15 protein-coding genes are annotated in these 13,606 nt (G+C 41.5%); 13 read left to right on the top strand and 2 right to left on the bottom strand.

Annotated features, from left to right (window positions below; translation table 11 throughout):
- Positions 1-102 precede the first annotated feature (102 nt).
- Both ciaR and NYE79_RS06190 read left to right on the top strand, forming a co-directional pair.
- A complete protein-coding gene (ciaR, locus tag NYE79_RS06195; RefSeq protein ID WP_000590630.1) occupies positions 103-777 on the top strand; it encodes a two-component system response regulator CiaR in 675 nt (224 codons plus the stop codon).
- On the top strand, positions 767-2,104 hold the full coding sequence (locus NYE79_RS06190) for a HAMP domain-containing sensor histidine kinase (RefSeq protein WP_070800372.1): 1,338 nt from the start codon (positions 767-769) through the stop codon (positions 2,102-2,104). The genes ciaR and NYE79_RS06190 overlap by 11 nt, the downstream gene beginning before the upstream one ends.
- 64 nt (positions 2,105-2,168) lie before the next feature.
- On the opposite strand, the gene NYE79_RS06185 is transcribed toward NYE79_RS06190, so the two are convergent.
- Positions 2,169-2,453 (bottom strand): DUF3270 domain-containing protein, encoded by a 285-nt coding sequence (locus NYE79_RS06185; protein WP_001276159.1) that lies wholly within the window; start codon positions 2,451-2,453, stop codon positions 2,169-2,171.
- Positions 2,454-2,837: 384 nt separating this feature from the next.
- Between NYE79_RS06185 and NYE79_RS06180 the strand changes: the two genes are divergently transcribed.
- The 9 genes from NYE79_RS06180 (at position 2,838) to deoD (ending at position 10,932) form a co-directional block, all read left to right on the top strand.
- Positions 2,838-3,893, top strand: coding sequence for an ABC transporter permease (locus NYE79_RS06180; RefSeq protein ID WP_000280277.1), 1,056 nt, complete (start codon positions 2,838-2,840; stop codon positions 3,891-3,893).
- A 13-nt stretch (positions 3,894-3,906) separates the two neighbouring features.
- Positions 3,907-4,587: an ABC transporter ATP-binding protein gene (locus NYE79_RS06175; protein ID WP_000125730.1), complete on the top strand. Its 681-nt coding sequence runs from the start codon at positions 3,907-3,909 to the stop codon at positions 4,585-4,587.
- 125 nt (positions 4,588-4,712) lie between these two features.
- Complete coding sequence (locus tag NYE79_RS06170; protein ID WP_198464745.1) at positions 4,713-5,642, top strand: peptidase U32 family protein; 930 nt, start codon at positions 4,713-4,715, stop codon at positions 5,640-5,642.
- A 105-nt stretch (positions 5,643-5,747) separates the two neighbouring features.
- Positions 5,748-6,431 carry a ribose-5-phosphate isomerase RpiA gene (rpiA, locus tag NYE79_RS06165; protein WP_339293618.1) on the top strand — a complete coding sequence of 228 codons (684 nt, stop codon included), beginning with the start codon at positions 5,748-5,750 and terminating at the stop codon, positions 6,429-6,431.
- 23 nt (positions 6,432-6,454) lie between these two features.
- On the top strand, positions 6,455-7,666 hold the full coding sequence (locus NYE79_RS06160) for a phosphopentomutase (RefSeq protein WP_049479720.1): 1,212 nt from the start codon (positions 6,455-6,457) through the stop codon (positions 7,664-7,666).
- Position 7,667: 1 nt separating this feature from the next.
- Positions 7,668-8,228 (top strand): DUF1697 domain-containing protein, encoded by a 561-nt coding sequence (locus NYE79_RS06155; protein ID WP_339293617.1) that lies wholly within the window; start codon positions 7,668-7,670, stop codon positions 8,226-8,228.
- A complete protein-coding gene (locus NYE79_RS06150) occupies positions 8,225-9,034 on the top strand; it encodes a purine-nucleoside phosphorylase (protein ID WP_339293616.1) in 810 nt (269 codons plus the stop codon). The genes NYE79_RS06155 and NYE79_RS06150 overlap by 4 nt, the downstream gene beginning before the upstream one ends.
- 4 nt (positions 9,035-9,038) lie before the next feature.
- Positions 9,039-9,749 (top strand): type 1 glutamine amidotransferase, encoded by a 711-nt coding sequence (locus NYE79_RS06145; protein ID WP_065371730.1) that lies wholly within the window; start codon positions 9,039-9,041, stop codon positions 9,747-9,749.
- Positions 9,750-10,221: 472 nt separating this feature from the next.
- Complete coding sequence (gene deoD, locus NYE79_RS06140) at positions 10,222-10,932, top strand: purine-nucleoside phosphorylase (protein WP_000022091.1); 711 nt, start codon at positions 10,222-10,224, stop codon at positions 10,930-10,932.
- Between the two features lie 32 nt (positions 10,933-10,964).
- Here the strand turns inward: deoD and pavA are convergent, their stop codons facing one another.
- On the bottom strand, positions 10,965-12,620 hold the full coding sequence (pavA, locus tag NYE79_RS06135; RefSeq protein ID WP_000006734.1) for an Rqc2 family fibronectin-binding protein PavA: 1,656 nt from the start codon (positions 12,618-12,620) through the stop codon (positions 10,965-10,967).
- A gap of 104 nt (positions 12,621-12,724) precedes the next feature.
- Between pavA and ybeY the strand changes: the two genes are divergently transcribed.
- Both ybeY and NYE79_RS06125 read left to right on the top strand, forming a co-directional pair.
- A complete protein-coding gene (gene ybeY, locus NYE79_RS06130) occupies positions 12,725-13,222 on the top strand; it encodes an rRNA maturation RNase YbeY (RefSeq protein ID WP_000275172.1) in 498 nt (165 codons plus the stop codon).
- Entirely contained in the window at positions 13,203-13,598 is a 396-nt protein-coding gene (locus tag NYE79_RS06125; RefSeq protein ID WP_049549991.1) for a diacylglycerol kinase, read from the top strand. The genes ybeY and NYE79_RS06125 overlap by 20 nt, the downstream gene beginning before the upstream one ends.
- Positions 13,599-13,606 lie beyond the last annotated feature (8 nt).

Below are 13,606 nucleotides of genomic sequence, written 5' to 3'. Positions count from 1 at the left end.
TTTATGTAAACAAAAACTCAACTTTCTATCTGAAAAGAAGAGAGAGTTGAGTTTTTTTTAAGGCAATTTTGGTATAATAATCATAAGAAGGAGGAGTTTCTGATGATAAAAATCTTATTAGTAGAAGATGACCTGGGTCTGTCAAACTCAGTATTTGACTTTTTGGATGATTTTGCAGATGTCATGCAGGTCTTTGATGGAGAAGAAGGTCTCTACGAAGCTGAAAGTGGCGTTTATGACTTGATTTTGCTTGACCTGATGTTGCCGGAAAAAAATGGGTTCCAAGTCTTGAAAGAATTGCGTGAAAAAGGAATCACGACACCAGTCCTTATCATGACTGCCAAAGAGAGTTTGGATGACAAGGGACACGGTTTTGAGCTTGGAGCGGATGACTACCTCACCAAACCTTTCTACCTTGAAGAACTCAAAATGCGAATCCAAGCCCTTCTCAAACGTTCAGGTAAGTTTAACGAAAACACCTTGACCTATGGAGATATTGTCGTCAACCTTTCAACGAATGAAGTGAAGGTGGAAGACACTCCTGTGGAACTACTCGGAAAAGAGTTTGAATTATTGGTTTACTTCCTTCAAAATCAAAATGTTATTCTTCCTAAGACGCAAATTTTTGACCGTCTATGGGGATTTGATAGCGATACGACGATTTCCGTTGTAGAAGTCTATGTCTCAAAAGTTCGTAAGAAATTGAAGGGAACAGCCTTTGCTGAAAATCTTCAAACCTTGCGTAGTGTCGGGTATATTTTAAAAGATGTTCAATAAACTAAAAAAAACATGGTATGCGGATGATTTCAGCTATTTCATTCGAAACTTTGGAGTGTTCACCCTGATCTTCTCTGCTATGACCTTGATTATCCTCCAGGTCATGCACTCGAGTCTCTACACTTCTGTAGATGAAAAACTCCAAGCCCTTAGTAGCAGTCCCCAAGCGGTTATCCAGTTAGCCCTGAATCGGGCAACTGAAGAGGTTAAGGATATTCAACCAGCAACAGCGGATGCCAACAAGGCTGAAATCAAGCCCAATGTCAGCTCCAATACGGAAGTCTTGCTCTTTGACAAGGATTTTAATCAGCTCTTACTGGGCAATCGCTTTTTAGGTTTGGACAAGATCAAGCTGGACAAAAAGGAGTTGAATCACATTCGCCAAATCCAAGTTGTCAATAGCTATGGTCAGGAAGAAACCTATCGGATGATTTTGATGGAAACCAACTCATCTTCCGTCTCAAGTAACGTCAAATATGCTGCGGTTTTAATCAATACCAGCCAGCTCGAGCAAATCAGCCAAAACCACGAGCATTTAATTGTTGTAGTCATGGCTAGTTTCTGGCTCCTGTCTTTAATTGCCAGTGTTTATCTGGCACGTGTCAGTGTCAAACCCTTGCTGGAAAGTATGCAAAAGCAGAAGTCCTTTGTTGAAAATGCGAGTCACGAACTGAGAACGCCTTTGGCCGTTTTACAAAATCGTTTAGAAAATCTCTTTCGAAAACCAGAGGCAACGATTATGGAATCCAGCGAAAGTATCGCTTCCAGTCTTGAAGAAGTTCGCAACATGCGCTTCCTCACGACCAATCTTCTCAACCTTGCACGTCGCGATGATGGAATTAAACCAGAAATAGCAGAAGTATCACCACAGTTCTTTAAGACGACCTTTGCTAACTATGAGTTGATTGCTTCTGAAAATGATCGTATTTTTGAGTATGAAAATCAGATTTATCGTCCCTTTATGACCGATCAGTTGCTCCTAAAACAGCTCATGACCATCTTATTTGACAATGCCATCAAGTATACTGAAGAAGATGGGAAAATTGAGTTTATAGTCCATGCTACAGATCGTCACCTCTATCTAACAGTAACGGATAACGGAATTGGAATCTCAGCTGCTGACAAGAAGAAAATCTTTGACCGTTTTTATCGTGTAGACAAGGCAAGAACTCGTCAGAAAGGTGGCTTTGGTCTTGGACTATCCTTGGCCAAGCAAATCGTAGATGCCTTACGAGGAACGATTAGCGTAAAAGATAACAAACCTAGAGGAACAATTTTTGAAGTTAAGATCGCTATTCAATCTCCTTCAAAACGTAAGAATAAATAAAAAAGACAGTTAGAGAACTGTCTTTTTTGATAACTAGAAAAGAGGTTGGTAGTAGTACCAACCTTTATTTCGAAAATTTTCGTTTCATTATCTTTCGTTGAAGTTGTAAAAGGGCGAAACTAAGACCCATTGCAGCGACAAAGGATAAAGCTGTATTTAATTTTATAGCTAAAAAGATAAAACTAAAAAGTGCCATAAAAATACAGAAACAAGCGATATTTACAAAAAATAAAATCTCTTTTAGGTTAGGGCCGACTGGGGCTTCAGGTGTGTAATCTTGGTAAAGCGGAGTTTGTTTTGATTCGGGAGCTTGTTCAAACTCATAAGCTTCTAGTTTTCTTGCGGACATGATTCTCTCCTTAACAGTACATAACTATTTTATCATTTTTTATGCAGAGAATTATTACAGGATTGTTACAAAACTACTAAAGTCTCTTATCATCCTCTAAGTCGCTCTCTTGACACCTACAAGGGAAAATGGTAGCATGGATGTTACACTTAAAACAGATGACATGACCTTCTCTTTTATAAATATACTGAGAAAGAAAAGGATAACTTATATAAATTGATAGTAAGCTGAGGCTTTTCCTAAGATGATTTGTTAAGTTGCTACCCTGATTTATTTTAAAAAGTATTGGTAGGAGTTGTTTTGAATGGATGATAAGACAGAGATTCTGTCTATTGAACTGGGTAGCTTTTTGCTACCTCTGGGAAAAGTAAAAAGGAGATAAGCATGTATCTTGCTATCAAAGAGATATTACGAAACAAACTTCGATATAGTTTGATTCTAACTACCATTTTTCTTATCGCTTTCATGGTCTTTTTTATGACCAGTCTAGCTCTTGGTCTTGTGCGAAACAACCGAGCAGCTATTGATAATTGGCAAGCGACGGGTGTCGTTTTATCCGACTACGCAAATGATAATTTGACAGCATCCTTTATTCCTGAAAAGGACTACAAGGACAAGAGTTCTGAAGAGGCTGCTCCATTGGGCTATATGTTCGCTGTAACCAATCTAGTCGATGGTAGTGAAAAGGTCAATGTTTCCATTTTTGCTCAAAACTGGGACTCTTTTATCTCTCCTAGTTTGACGGAGGGTCGTTATCCTGAAGGAGATGATGAGGTTGTCGTGGATCAGTCTTTTGAGAACTATGGGATGAAGCTAGGTGATGCCATTCAGCTCAATGGAAGTGATTCAAGTTACAAGATTGTAGGCCTGACTCAAGGAAATAAGTTTTTCACTGAGCCTGTTGTCTTTACGAGTCTGACAACTTATTGGACCTTACAAGGAACCTTGAAAGCCAATCGTTCCATCACTGCCTTGGTATTGAAAAATGACATAGAAGTGTCTGGCGATGGACTGAAACAGATTTCCATTCCAAAAATGATTTCGAAAATTCCTGGTTACACACCTCAGGTGAATGTATTTTCAGGAATGATTCTCGCTATGATTGTCATTACAGGCTTGATTGTGGGGATTTTTGTTTATATCATTACCATCCAAAAACTAGGCCTTTATGGAATAATGCGAGCTCAAGGGATACAGATCAAAACCATTGTATGGTCTCTATTCTGTCAAATCTTCCTCCTAGCTGGTATGGGGATTGCTTTAGCCTTGCTGGCAATCGGAGGAGTGATTTTAGTCTTACCAGCTACCTTCTTTTTCTATCCAAGTTGGATAGCCTACTCTGTCCTAAGTTTGGTAATTTCCTTGATGGCCCTTCTAGGTGGTGTCATTTCACTTCCACGCTTGTTAAAGGTGGACCCGATTACTGCGATTGCAGAATGATAAGGAGAATAGTATGACAGCATTGATTGAAATGAATCAAGTGACAAAAACCTACGGGGAAGGAAAGATGAAAGTCGTAGCCCTGCATGAGACGAATTTTCAGCTAAATGCGGGAGAGTTCGTAGCTATCGTTGGACCTTCAGGTTCCGGAAAGACGACCTTTCTAACAACTCTAGGACAACTACAGGAAGCATCGAGTGGAAAGATTCTAGTCAAGGGGAAGGAAACAGGCAGTTTGACGGAGAAGGAAAAAACAGATCTCCGTTTTAGAGAGTTTGGTTTCATTCTCCAGGCTTCAAACTTAATTCCTTTTCTAACGGTCAAGGAACAGCTAGATTTGATAGACAGACTAGATAAGGGGAAAAATAGTAAAAGTGACCGAAAAGAGCTGTTTGACTTGTTGGATTTGGAAAAAGTTCAAAATCATTATCCCAAAGCTCTATCGGGTGGTGAACGTCAACGTGCCGCGATTGCTAGAGCGCTCTATAACAATCCAAGCATTGTGCTTGCAGATGAGCCGACAGCCAGTCTTGACACTGAGCGTGCTTACCAAGTAACGGAGATGCTGGCTGCCATTGCCCATGAACAAGGTAGAGGAGTTGTTATGATTACGCACGATACTCGTCTTCTTGATAAGGTTGATCGTATTTATGTCATGAACGATGGCCACCTAGTTGAAGAAACACATGCATAAAATAGAGTGAATGGTACAAGTTACTGTTCACTTTTTTGATTGGAAAAGATAGAAACAAGTTTAACTTTTTGTGAAACTCTCAGTAACCATAGCTGATTTTTGAGAAATGTGGTATAATCTTCCTTATGGAAAAGATTATCATTACAGCAACTGCTGAAAGTATTGAACAAGTTGAACAACTGCTTGAAGCTGGCGTAGACCGTATCTATGTCGGTGAGAAAGATTTTGGCCTTCGTCTGCCAACAACCTTTAGTTATGAAGAGTTGCGCACCATCGCTAAGTTGGTTCATGAAGCAGGCAAAGAATTGATTGTTGCGGTTAATGCCCTCATGCACCAAGATATGATGGACCGTATCAAGCCTTTCCTAGACTTCTTGGAAGAAATCAAGACAGACTATATTACTGTTGGGGATGCAGGTGTCTTTTACGTTGTCAATCGCGATGGTTATTCCTTTAAGACCATTTATGATGCTTCAACCATGGTAACAAGCAGTCGTCAGATTAACTTCTGGGGTCAAAAGGCTGGCGCCTCTGAGGCGGTTTTGGCGCGTGAAATTCCATCTGCTGAACTCTTCAAGATGCCAGAGATTTTGGAAATTCCTGCTGAAGTATTGGTTTATGGGGCTAGTGTCATTCACCATTCTAAGCGTCCGCTCTTGCAAAACTACTATAACTTCACGCACATCGATGATGAAAAGACACGTAAACGTGACCTCTTCTTAGCAGAACCGAGTGACCCTGAGAGCCATTATTCTATCTTTGAAGACAATCATGGTACTCACATCTTTGCCAACAATGACCTTGATTTGATGACCAAATTGACAGAATTGGTCGAGCACGGCTTTACTCACTGGAAGCTAGAGGGGCTCTACACACCTGGTCAGAATTTTGTAGAAATTGCTAAACTCTTTATCCAAGCACGTAGCTTGATTCAAGAGGGGAATTTCAGCCATGACCAAGCTTTCTTGTTAGATGAGGAAGTGCGCAAGTTACACCCTAAAAACCGTTTCCTCGACACAGGATTCTATGATTACGATCCTGATATGGTTAAATAGGACACCAAAACCCGAAATAAAAATGTTCGGGTTTTTCAAGTGTATTCATGAAATAAAAACGGATACATGTTATAATAAAAGTAGCTCTTTAATGGAGGTGTTTAAGTGGAGAATCTGAAAAAGATGGCAGGTATCAAGGCTGCTGAGTTTGTCAAGGATGGTATGGTTGTTGGACTCGGTACTGGATCAACTGCCTACTATTTCGTAGAAGAAATCGGTCGTCGGATCAAGGAAGAAGGTTTGCAGATTACTGCTGTGACAACTTCCAGTGTGACTAGTAAACAGGCTGAAGGACTTAACATCCCGCTCAAGTCGATTGATCAAGTAGACTTTGTCGATGTGACGGTTGACGGGGCGGATGAAGTAGATAGCCAGTTTAACGGAATCAAAGGCGGAGGTGGTGCCCTTCTGATGGAGAAGGTTGTCGCAACGCCCTCAAAAGAATACATTTGGGTGGTGGATGAAAGCAAACTGGTCAAGAAACTAGGTGCTTTTAAATTGCCAGTAGAAGTGGTTCAGTATGGTGCAGAACAGGTCTTTCGTCGGTTTGAGCGAGCTGGCTATAAACCAAGTTTCCGTGAAAAAGACGGCCAACGTTTTGTGACCGATATGCAGAACTTTATCATTGACCTAGCTTTGGATGTCATTGAAGATCCAATTGCCTTCGGGCAAGAATTGGACCATGTCGTTGGTGTCGTAGAGCACGGCTTGTTTAACCAAATGGTGGATAAGGTCATCGTAGCGGGACGAGATGGGGTTCAGATTTTAACTTCAACAAAAGCAAACTAATCAACATAATAAGGAGATACACTATGTCAAAATTTAATCGTATTCACTTGGTGGTACTGGATTCTGTGGGAATCGGTGCTGCGCCGGATGCCAATAACTTTGTCAATGCAGGAGTTCCAGATGGAGCTTCTGACACACTGGGACACATTTCAAAAACAGTTGGTTTGAATGTGCCAAACATGGCTAAAATCGGTCTAGGAAATATTCCACGTGAAACTCCTCTTAAGACTGTACCAGCTGAAAGCAATCCAACAGGGTATGCAACAAAATTGGAAGAAGTTTCCCTTGGTAAGGATACCATGACTGGTCACTGGGAAATCATGGGACTCAACATTACCGAGCCTTTCGATACTTTCTGGAACGGATTCCCAGAAGAAATCCTGACAAAAATCGAAGAATTTTCAGGACGTAAGGTCATTCGTGAAGCCAACAAACCTTACTCAGGTACGGCTGTTATCGATGATTTCGGACCACGTCAAATGGAAACTGGAGAGTTGATTATCTATACTTCAGCTGACCCTGTTTTGCAAATTGCTGCCCACGAAGACATTATTCCTTTGGATGAACTTTATCGTATTTGTGAATACGCTCGTTCGATTACCCTTGAGCGTCCTGCCCTTCTAGGCCGTATCATTGCCCGTCCATATGTTGGTGAGCCAGGTAACTTCACTCGTACAGCAAATCGTCGTGACTTGGCAGTATCTCCATTTGCTCCAACTGTTTTGGATAAATTGAACGAAGCTGGCATCGATACTTACGCTGTTGGTAAAATCAACGATATCTTTAATGGCGCTGGTATCAATCATGACATGGGCCACAACAAGTCAAACAGCCACGGAATTGATACACTATTGAAGACAATGGGACTTGCTGAGTTTGAAAAAGGATTCTCTTTCACAAACCTAGTTGACTTTGATGCCCTTTATGGCCACCGTCGCAATGCTCATGGTTACCGTGATTGCTTGCATGAGTTTGATGAGCGCTTGCCTGAAATTATCGCAGCTATGAGAGAGGATGACCTTCTTTTGATTACTGCGGACCATGGAAATGACCCAACCTATGCAGGAACAGACCACACTCGTGAATATATTCCACTTTTAGCTTACAGCCCTAGCTTTAAGGGAAATGGTGTCATTCCAGTTGGACATTTTGCAGATATCTCAGCGACAGTTGCGGATAACTTTGGTGTGGAAACTGCCATGATTGGTGAAAGTTTCTTAGATAAATTGGTATAAGATGACGCGCTATGCTTTACTGGTAAGGGGCATTAATGTCGGTGGGAAGAATAAGGTTGTTATGGCGCAACTTCGTCAAGAACTGACAGAGTTGGGACTGGAAAAAGTTGAAACCTACATCAACAGTGGCAATATTTTCTTTACTTCGACAGATGACAAAGCCCAATTGGTTGAAAAGTTAGAGGCTTTCTTTGAAATCCATTATCCATTTATTCAGAGCTTTTCTTTGCTGAGTCTTGAGGACCTTGAAGCGGAAATTGAAAATCTACCTGAATGGTGGACCAAAGATTTGGCACGAAAGGATGTTCTCTTTTACACTGAGGGATTGGATGTGGCTCAAGTCATTGAGAAAGTTGAAAGTTTGGAACTAAAAGATGAAGTGGTTCATTTTGGAAGACTTGGGATTTTTTGGGGGAAATTTTCTGAAGAATCCTACTATGCAACTGCCTATCACAAGCACTTGCTCAAGATGCCTTTTTATCGCCACATCACCATTCGCAATGCAAAAACCTTTGACAAAATCGGTCAAATGTTAAAAAATAATAAAGGAGATACACAATGACATTTTTAGATAAAATCAAGGAAACAGCTGCTTTCCTGAAAGACAAGGGAATCCAAGCGCCTGAGTTCGGTCTAATCCTTGGATCAGGACTTGGAGAATTGGCAGAAGAAATCGAAAATCCAGTTGTAGTAGACTATGCAGATATCCCAAACTGGGGCCGTTCGACAGTAGTCGGTCACGCTGGGAAATTGGTATATGGTGACCTTTCAGGCCGCAAGGTCTTGGCTCTTCAAGGACGCTTCCATTTCTATGAAGGCAATCCTCTTGAGGTCGTGACTTTCCCAGTACGTGTAATGAAAGTCCTCGGTTGTGAAGGTGTCATTGTAACCAATGCAGCTGGCGGTATTGGTTTCGGTCCTGGTACCTTGATGGCTATCTCAGACCATATCAATATGACGGGGGAAAACCCATTGATGGGTGAAAACTTGGATGATTTTGGTCCACGTTTCCCAGATATGTCTAAAGCCTACACTCCAGAATACCGTGCTACTGCCCATGAAGTGGCTAAAAAACTCGGTATCAAGCTTGATGAAGGTGTCTATATTGGTGTAACAGGTCCGACTTATGAAACCCCAGCAGAGATTCGTGCCTATAAGACATTGGGAGCAGATGCAGTTGGTATGTCTACAGTTCCTGAAGTTATTGTGGCAGCTCACTCGGGCTTGAAAGTTCTCGGTATTTCATGTATTACGAACCATGCTGCTGGTTTCCAAGAAGAACTCAACCACGAGGAAGTTGTGGAAGTGACAGAGCGTGTTAAAGGCGACTTCAAAGGCTTGCTTAAAGCGATTCTTGCTGAATTGTAATGTCATGAGAGTTCACTTTATTTTACATGAGACATTTGAGGTTCCAGGCGCATATCTAAAATGGGCTCTAGAACGAGGTCATCAAATTACATCAACAAAGGTTTATGAAAAAGAACCTCTTCCTGAAACAATTGACGGGATTAATTTTCTGATTGTCATGGGTGGTCCTCAATCACCTGATGAGGATAGAGAAAACTTCCCATACTATGATCCAAAGGCTGAGCTTGCTTTTATGAAAGAAGCGATTGCTGCAGATATTTATATTGTTGGTGTCTGTCTTGGTGCGCAACTCCTGTCTGTTGCCTATGGTGCGAAGTATGAACATAGTCCAGAGCGCGAGATCGGCGTTTATCCTGTGACATTGACGATGCAAGGTCTAACAGATCCTCATGTCAGCTTGTTCGGAAAAAACATAGAAACCGGCCACTGGCATGGTGATATGCCAGGGCTGACAGAGGATGCTGTTGTTCTTGCGACCAGTCAAGGTTGTCCACGTCAGATTATTCGTTTCAGTCCAAAACATTATGCCTTTCAGGCTCATTTGGAATTTGATCCAGACGCAATAGAGTTATTGATTGCTGCGGATGGTGAGGAGAAATTAAGAGAGCAAAGTGAAAAGTTGCCTTTTGTTCAAACACCAGAAGAATTACGTGGAAACGATTATTCTGAAATGAATGCAAAACTGTATGTATTTTTAGATTCATTGGTAAACTAGGAATTACAGAAAGGCAGAGTATCTGAGTTATAGTCAAACTCGGGCTAATTGTTCTGTGAAATATTTAATTTTAAAATCAAGAAAGAAAGGATGGGTAAACCGTATTTGTTGAACTGAATACGGGCGGAGAACTGTGTAAAAAAGATAAACTGTCTAGCATCTGCGATGCGTCGTCAGTTTCCTATTTTTACTTTGTTCTCTGTCGCTATCCTAAATATACAAAAAGAAAGGTAGAGTAAGGTGTTCAGATTTGAACACGAGCGGAAAACTTTTCTAAAACATTGAAAGGTAGGGTAGTTTGGTTTTGAATTGAACCCGAGCTATTCTCCTATTTATCATCAAAATTAAGAAAGAAAGGAATTGAACCCACCCTAAAAGCAGTGGGAAAAAGATAGTTGGTCTAGCGAGCATCGCTCACTGCGCCCAACTCCTATTTTCCCTTCGCTTTTTGACGGGTTTGGTATCTTATATTATGTCTATCCATATTGCTGCTCAGCAGGGTGAAATTGCTGATAAAATTCTTCTTCCTGGGGATCCTCTTCGTGCGAAATTTATTGCGGAAAACTTCCTTGAAGATGCTGTTTGTTTTAATGAAGTGCGTAACATGTTTGGTTACACTGGTACTTACAAGGGTCACCGTGTATCTGTCATGGGAACTGGGATGGGGATGCCTTCCATTTCGATTTATGCGCGTGAGTTGATTGTGGACTATGGTGTAAAGAAATTGATCCGTGTGGGAACTGCGGGTTCATTAAATGAAGATGTTCATGTCCGTGAATTGGTCTTGGCGCAGGCGGCTGCAACCAACTCAAACATTATCCGCAACGACTGGCCACAGTATGATTTTCCACAAATCGCTAGTTTTGATTTGCTAGACAAGGCCTACCATATCGCCAAAGAACTTGGTATGACCACCCACGTTGGGAACGTTTTGTCATCAGATGTCTTTTACTCAAACTACTTTGAAAAGAACATCGAGCTTGGTAAATGGGGAGTCAAGGCTGTGGAAATGGAAGCAGCGGCTCTTTACTATCTTGCTGCCCAACACCACGTTGATGCACTTGCTATCATGACCATTTCTGATAGCTTGGTCAATCCAGATGAAGACACTACGGCAGAAGAACGCCAAAATACCTTCACTGATATGATGAAGGTTGGTTTGGAAACCTTGATTGCAGAGTAAAATGTAAAAGAAAATCCTGATTTCAAGTGGAATCAGGATTTTTTCATAGATGCGATTTTTTCTGGGTCTGGTGTAACGCGGAGGGTCTTTTGTCCTGTGTAGGTTACAAAACCGGGTTTGCCACCAGTTGGTTTATTGAGTTTTTTCACTTCAATCATATCTACCTGAACTAGATTTGACAAGCGCCCTTTGGAAAAGTAGGCCGCTAGTTCTGCCGCATCTGTTTTAACTTCATCAGATGGATCAAGATTTCCTGAGATGACGACGTGGCTTCCAGGAATGTCCTTGGCATGGAACCAAAGTTCCTCCTTGCGGGCCATTTTAAAGGTCAATTCCTCATTTTGCAGGTTGTTTCGTCCGACATAGATGATGGTCTTGCCATCGCTCGCCAGATACTGTTCTGGTTTTTTGCGTTTCTGAATTTTCTCGCGTTGGCGTCTTCTAATAAAGCCAGTTTGGATCAATTCTTCACGGATTTCAGCGATTTCCTCCAGCCCAGCTTGATTGAGAACAGTCTCGACACTTTCTAGATAAAGGATGGTAGCCTTGGTTTCCTCAATCAGCTCAGTAAGGTATTTGACTGCTTCTTTGAGTTTCTGGTAACGCTTAAAATAGCGTTGGGCATTCTGACTGGGAGTCAAGGCCTTATCAAGCGCAATGGTGATAGGTTGATTGGTGTAGTAGTTGTCCAAGGTAACCTGATCTTGGTCATTAGGCACTTGGTGGAGGAAGGTTGTCAACAATTCCCCTTTTTGGCGAAATTCCTCAGCATTGTCTGTTGCCAGTAATTCTTTTTCTTGTTTTTTCAGCTTATGTCGATTTTTTTGAAGTTCATTTTCAACGCGACGAATCAGTTCACTGGCTTGCTGTTTGACACGGTCCCGTTCAGCCTTGTCCTTATAGTAGGTGTCCAGCAAGTCAGAAAGACTGGTAAAAGGCTCTCCCACCTGATTTGCAAAAGGAACTGGGCTGAAAGAAGTCTCCGTTAGGAAAGGCTTGGTTTCTTGCCCGAAGAAGTTTCGGAAAGTAGACAGTTTATCACTGACAAGAATGTTTTCCAATTCATTTGCCGTATCACGTCCCAGACCTTGAAAGAGACTTTGAAGATTTTTTGCCGTTAGTTCTTGGGTTTGCAAGATTTCAAAAAGTTTTTCATCCTGGATAGTAAAAGGGTTGCGGGATTCGGTACTTGGGGGAGCGATATAGGTCGATCCGGGGAGCAAGGTGCGGTAGCTGTTTTGTGAAAAACCAACGTGTTTGATGACTTCGAGGATTTTATGGCTACTTTTATCCACGAGAAGAATATTACTGTGTTTGCCCATAATCTCTATAATCAGAGTCGCCTGGATATGATCTCCAATTTCGTTTTTATTGGAAACCGTGATTTCCACAATACGGTCATTTTCGATTTGCTCGATCGACTCAATCAGGGCACCCTGCAAATACTTTCTCAAAACCATGATAAAAGTGGAAGGTTGGGCTGGATTTTCAAAGGTTGTTTGGGTCAGCTGGATGCGACCAAAAACGGGATGAGCAGAGAGGAGCAGGCGATGGCTTTGGCGATTGCTGCGGATTTGCAAGACCAATTCTTGTTCAAAAGGTTGATTGATTTTCTGGATGCGACCATTGACTAACTCTCTTCGCAATTCCTCAATCATGTGGTGTAAAAAAAATCCGTCAAATGACATCGTTCTCTCCTTGTGATTGTATTCCATAGTATTATATCAAAAAGGTAGAATAAAATCATGGAAATGTGGTATAATAAAGCCAAGTAAAGAGAATCGAGAAGTACATGTATATTGAAATGGTAGATGAAACTGGTCAAGTTTCACAAGAAATCTTGCAACAAACCCAAGAAATTTTGGAATTTGCAGCCCAAAAAATAGGAAAAGAAGACAAGGAGATGGCAGTTACTTTTGTGACCAACGAGCGTAGCCACGAACTCAATCTAGAGTACCGTGATACGGATCGTCCGACAGATGTCATTAGCCTTGAGTATAAACCAGAGTTGGACATCTCCTTTGACGAAGAGGATTTGCTTGAAAATCCTGAATTGGCAGAGATGATGTCTGAGTTTGATGCCTATATTGGGGAACTGTTCATCTCTATCGATAAAGCGCATGAGCAGGCTGAGGAATACGGTCACAGCTTTGAGCGTGAAATGGGCTTCTTGGCAGTACACGGCTTTTTACACATTAACGGCTACGATCACTACACTCCGGAAGAAGAAGCGGAGATGTTCGGTTTACAAGAAGAAATTTTGACAGCCTATGGACTCACAAGACAATAAACGAAAATGGAAAAATCGTGACCTGGTATCCAGTTTAGAATTTGCTCTTACAGGAATTCTGACTGCTTTCAAGGAAGAACGCAATATGCGAAAACATGCAGTGACGGCTCTAGTAGTCATCTTTGCAGGTTTTGTTTTTCAGGTGTCACGAATCGAATGGCTCTTTCTCCTAATGAGCATTTTCTTAGTAGTAGCATTTGAGATTATTAACTCTGCTATTGAAAATGTAGTGGATTTAGCCAGTCACTATCACTTTTCTATGTTGGCAAAGAAAGCCAAGGACATGGCAGCAGGAGCTGTGCTAGTGGTCTCTCTTTTTGCTGCAATGACAGGTGCACTTATCTTTATCCCACGCATTTGGGATATACTATTTTAAACTATAAG

Source organism: Streptococcus sp. FSL W8-0197 (genome assembly GCF_037963785.1).
GTDB lineage: Bacteria > Bacillota > Bacilli > Lactobacillales > Streptococcaceae > Streptococcus > Streptococcus oralis_CQ.
This window is presented reverse-complemented; position numbering and strand designations above follow the sequence as displayed.

Excerpts from the sequence above, each read along its gene's own strand:
- ciaR (WP_000590630.1), top strand. The coding sequence starts at position 103 with ATGATAAAAATCTTATTAGTAGAAGATGACCTGGGTCTGTCAAACTCA.
- NYE79_RS06190 (WP_070800372.1), top strand. The coding sequence starts at position 767 with ATGTTCAATAAACTAAAAAAAACATGGTATGCGGATGATTTCAGCTAT.
- NYE79_RS06185 (WP_001276159.1), bottom strand. The coding sequence starts at position 2,453 with ATGTCCGCAAGAAAACTAGAAGCTTATGAGTTTGAACAAGCTCCCGAA.
- NYE79_RS06180 (WP_000280277.1), top strand. The coding sequence starts at position 2,838 with ATGTATCTTGCTATCAAAGAGATATTACGAAACAAACTTCGATATAGT.
- NYE79_RS06175 (WP_000125730.1), top strand. The coding sequence starts at position 3,907 with ATGACAGCATTGATTGAAATGAATCAAGTGACAAAAACCTACGGGGAA.
- NYE79_RS06170 (WP_198464745.1), top strand. The coding sequence starts at position 4,713 with ATGGAAAAGATTATCATTACAGCAACTGCTGAAAGTATTGAACAAGTT.
- NYE79_RS06160 (WP_049479720.1), top strand. The coding sequence starts at position 6,455 with ATGTCAAAATTTAATCGTATTCACTTGGTGGTACTGGATTCTGTGGGA.
- NYE79_RS06155 (WP_339293617.1), top strand. The coding sequence starts at position 7,668 with ATGACGCGCTATGCTTTACTGGTAAGGGGCATTAATGTCGGTGGGAAG.
- NYE79_RS06150 (WP_339293616.1), top strand. The coding sequence starts at position 8,225 with ATGACATTTTTAGATAAAATCAAGGAAACAGCTGCTTTCCTGAAAGAC.
- NYE79_RS06145 (WP_065371730.1), top strand. The coding sequence starts at position 9,039 with ATGAGAGTTCACTTTATTTTACATGAGACATTTGAGGTTCCAGGCGCA.
- deoD (WP_000022091.1), top strand. The coding sequence starts at position 10,222 with ATGTCTATCCATATTGCTGCTCAGCAGGGTGAAATTGCTGATAAAATT.
- pavA (WP_000006734.1), bottom strand. The coding sequence starts at position 12,620 with ATGTCATTTGACGGATTTTTTTTACACCACATGATTGAGGAATTGCGA.
- ybeY (WP_000275172.1), top strand. The coding sequence starts at position 12,725 with ATGTATATTGAAATGGTAGATGAAACTGGTCAAGTTTCACAAGAAATC.
- NYE79_RS06125 (WP_049549991.1), top strand. The coding sequence starts at position 13,203 with ATGGACTCACAAGACAATAAACGAAAATGGAAAAATCGTGACCTGGTA.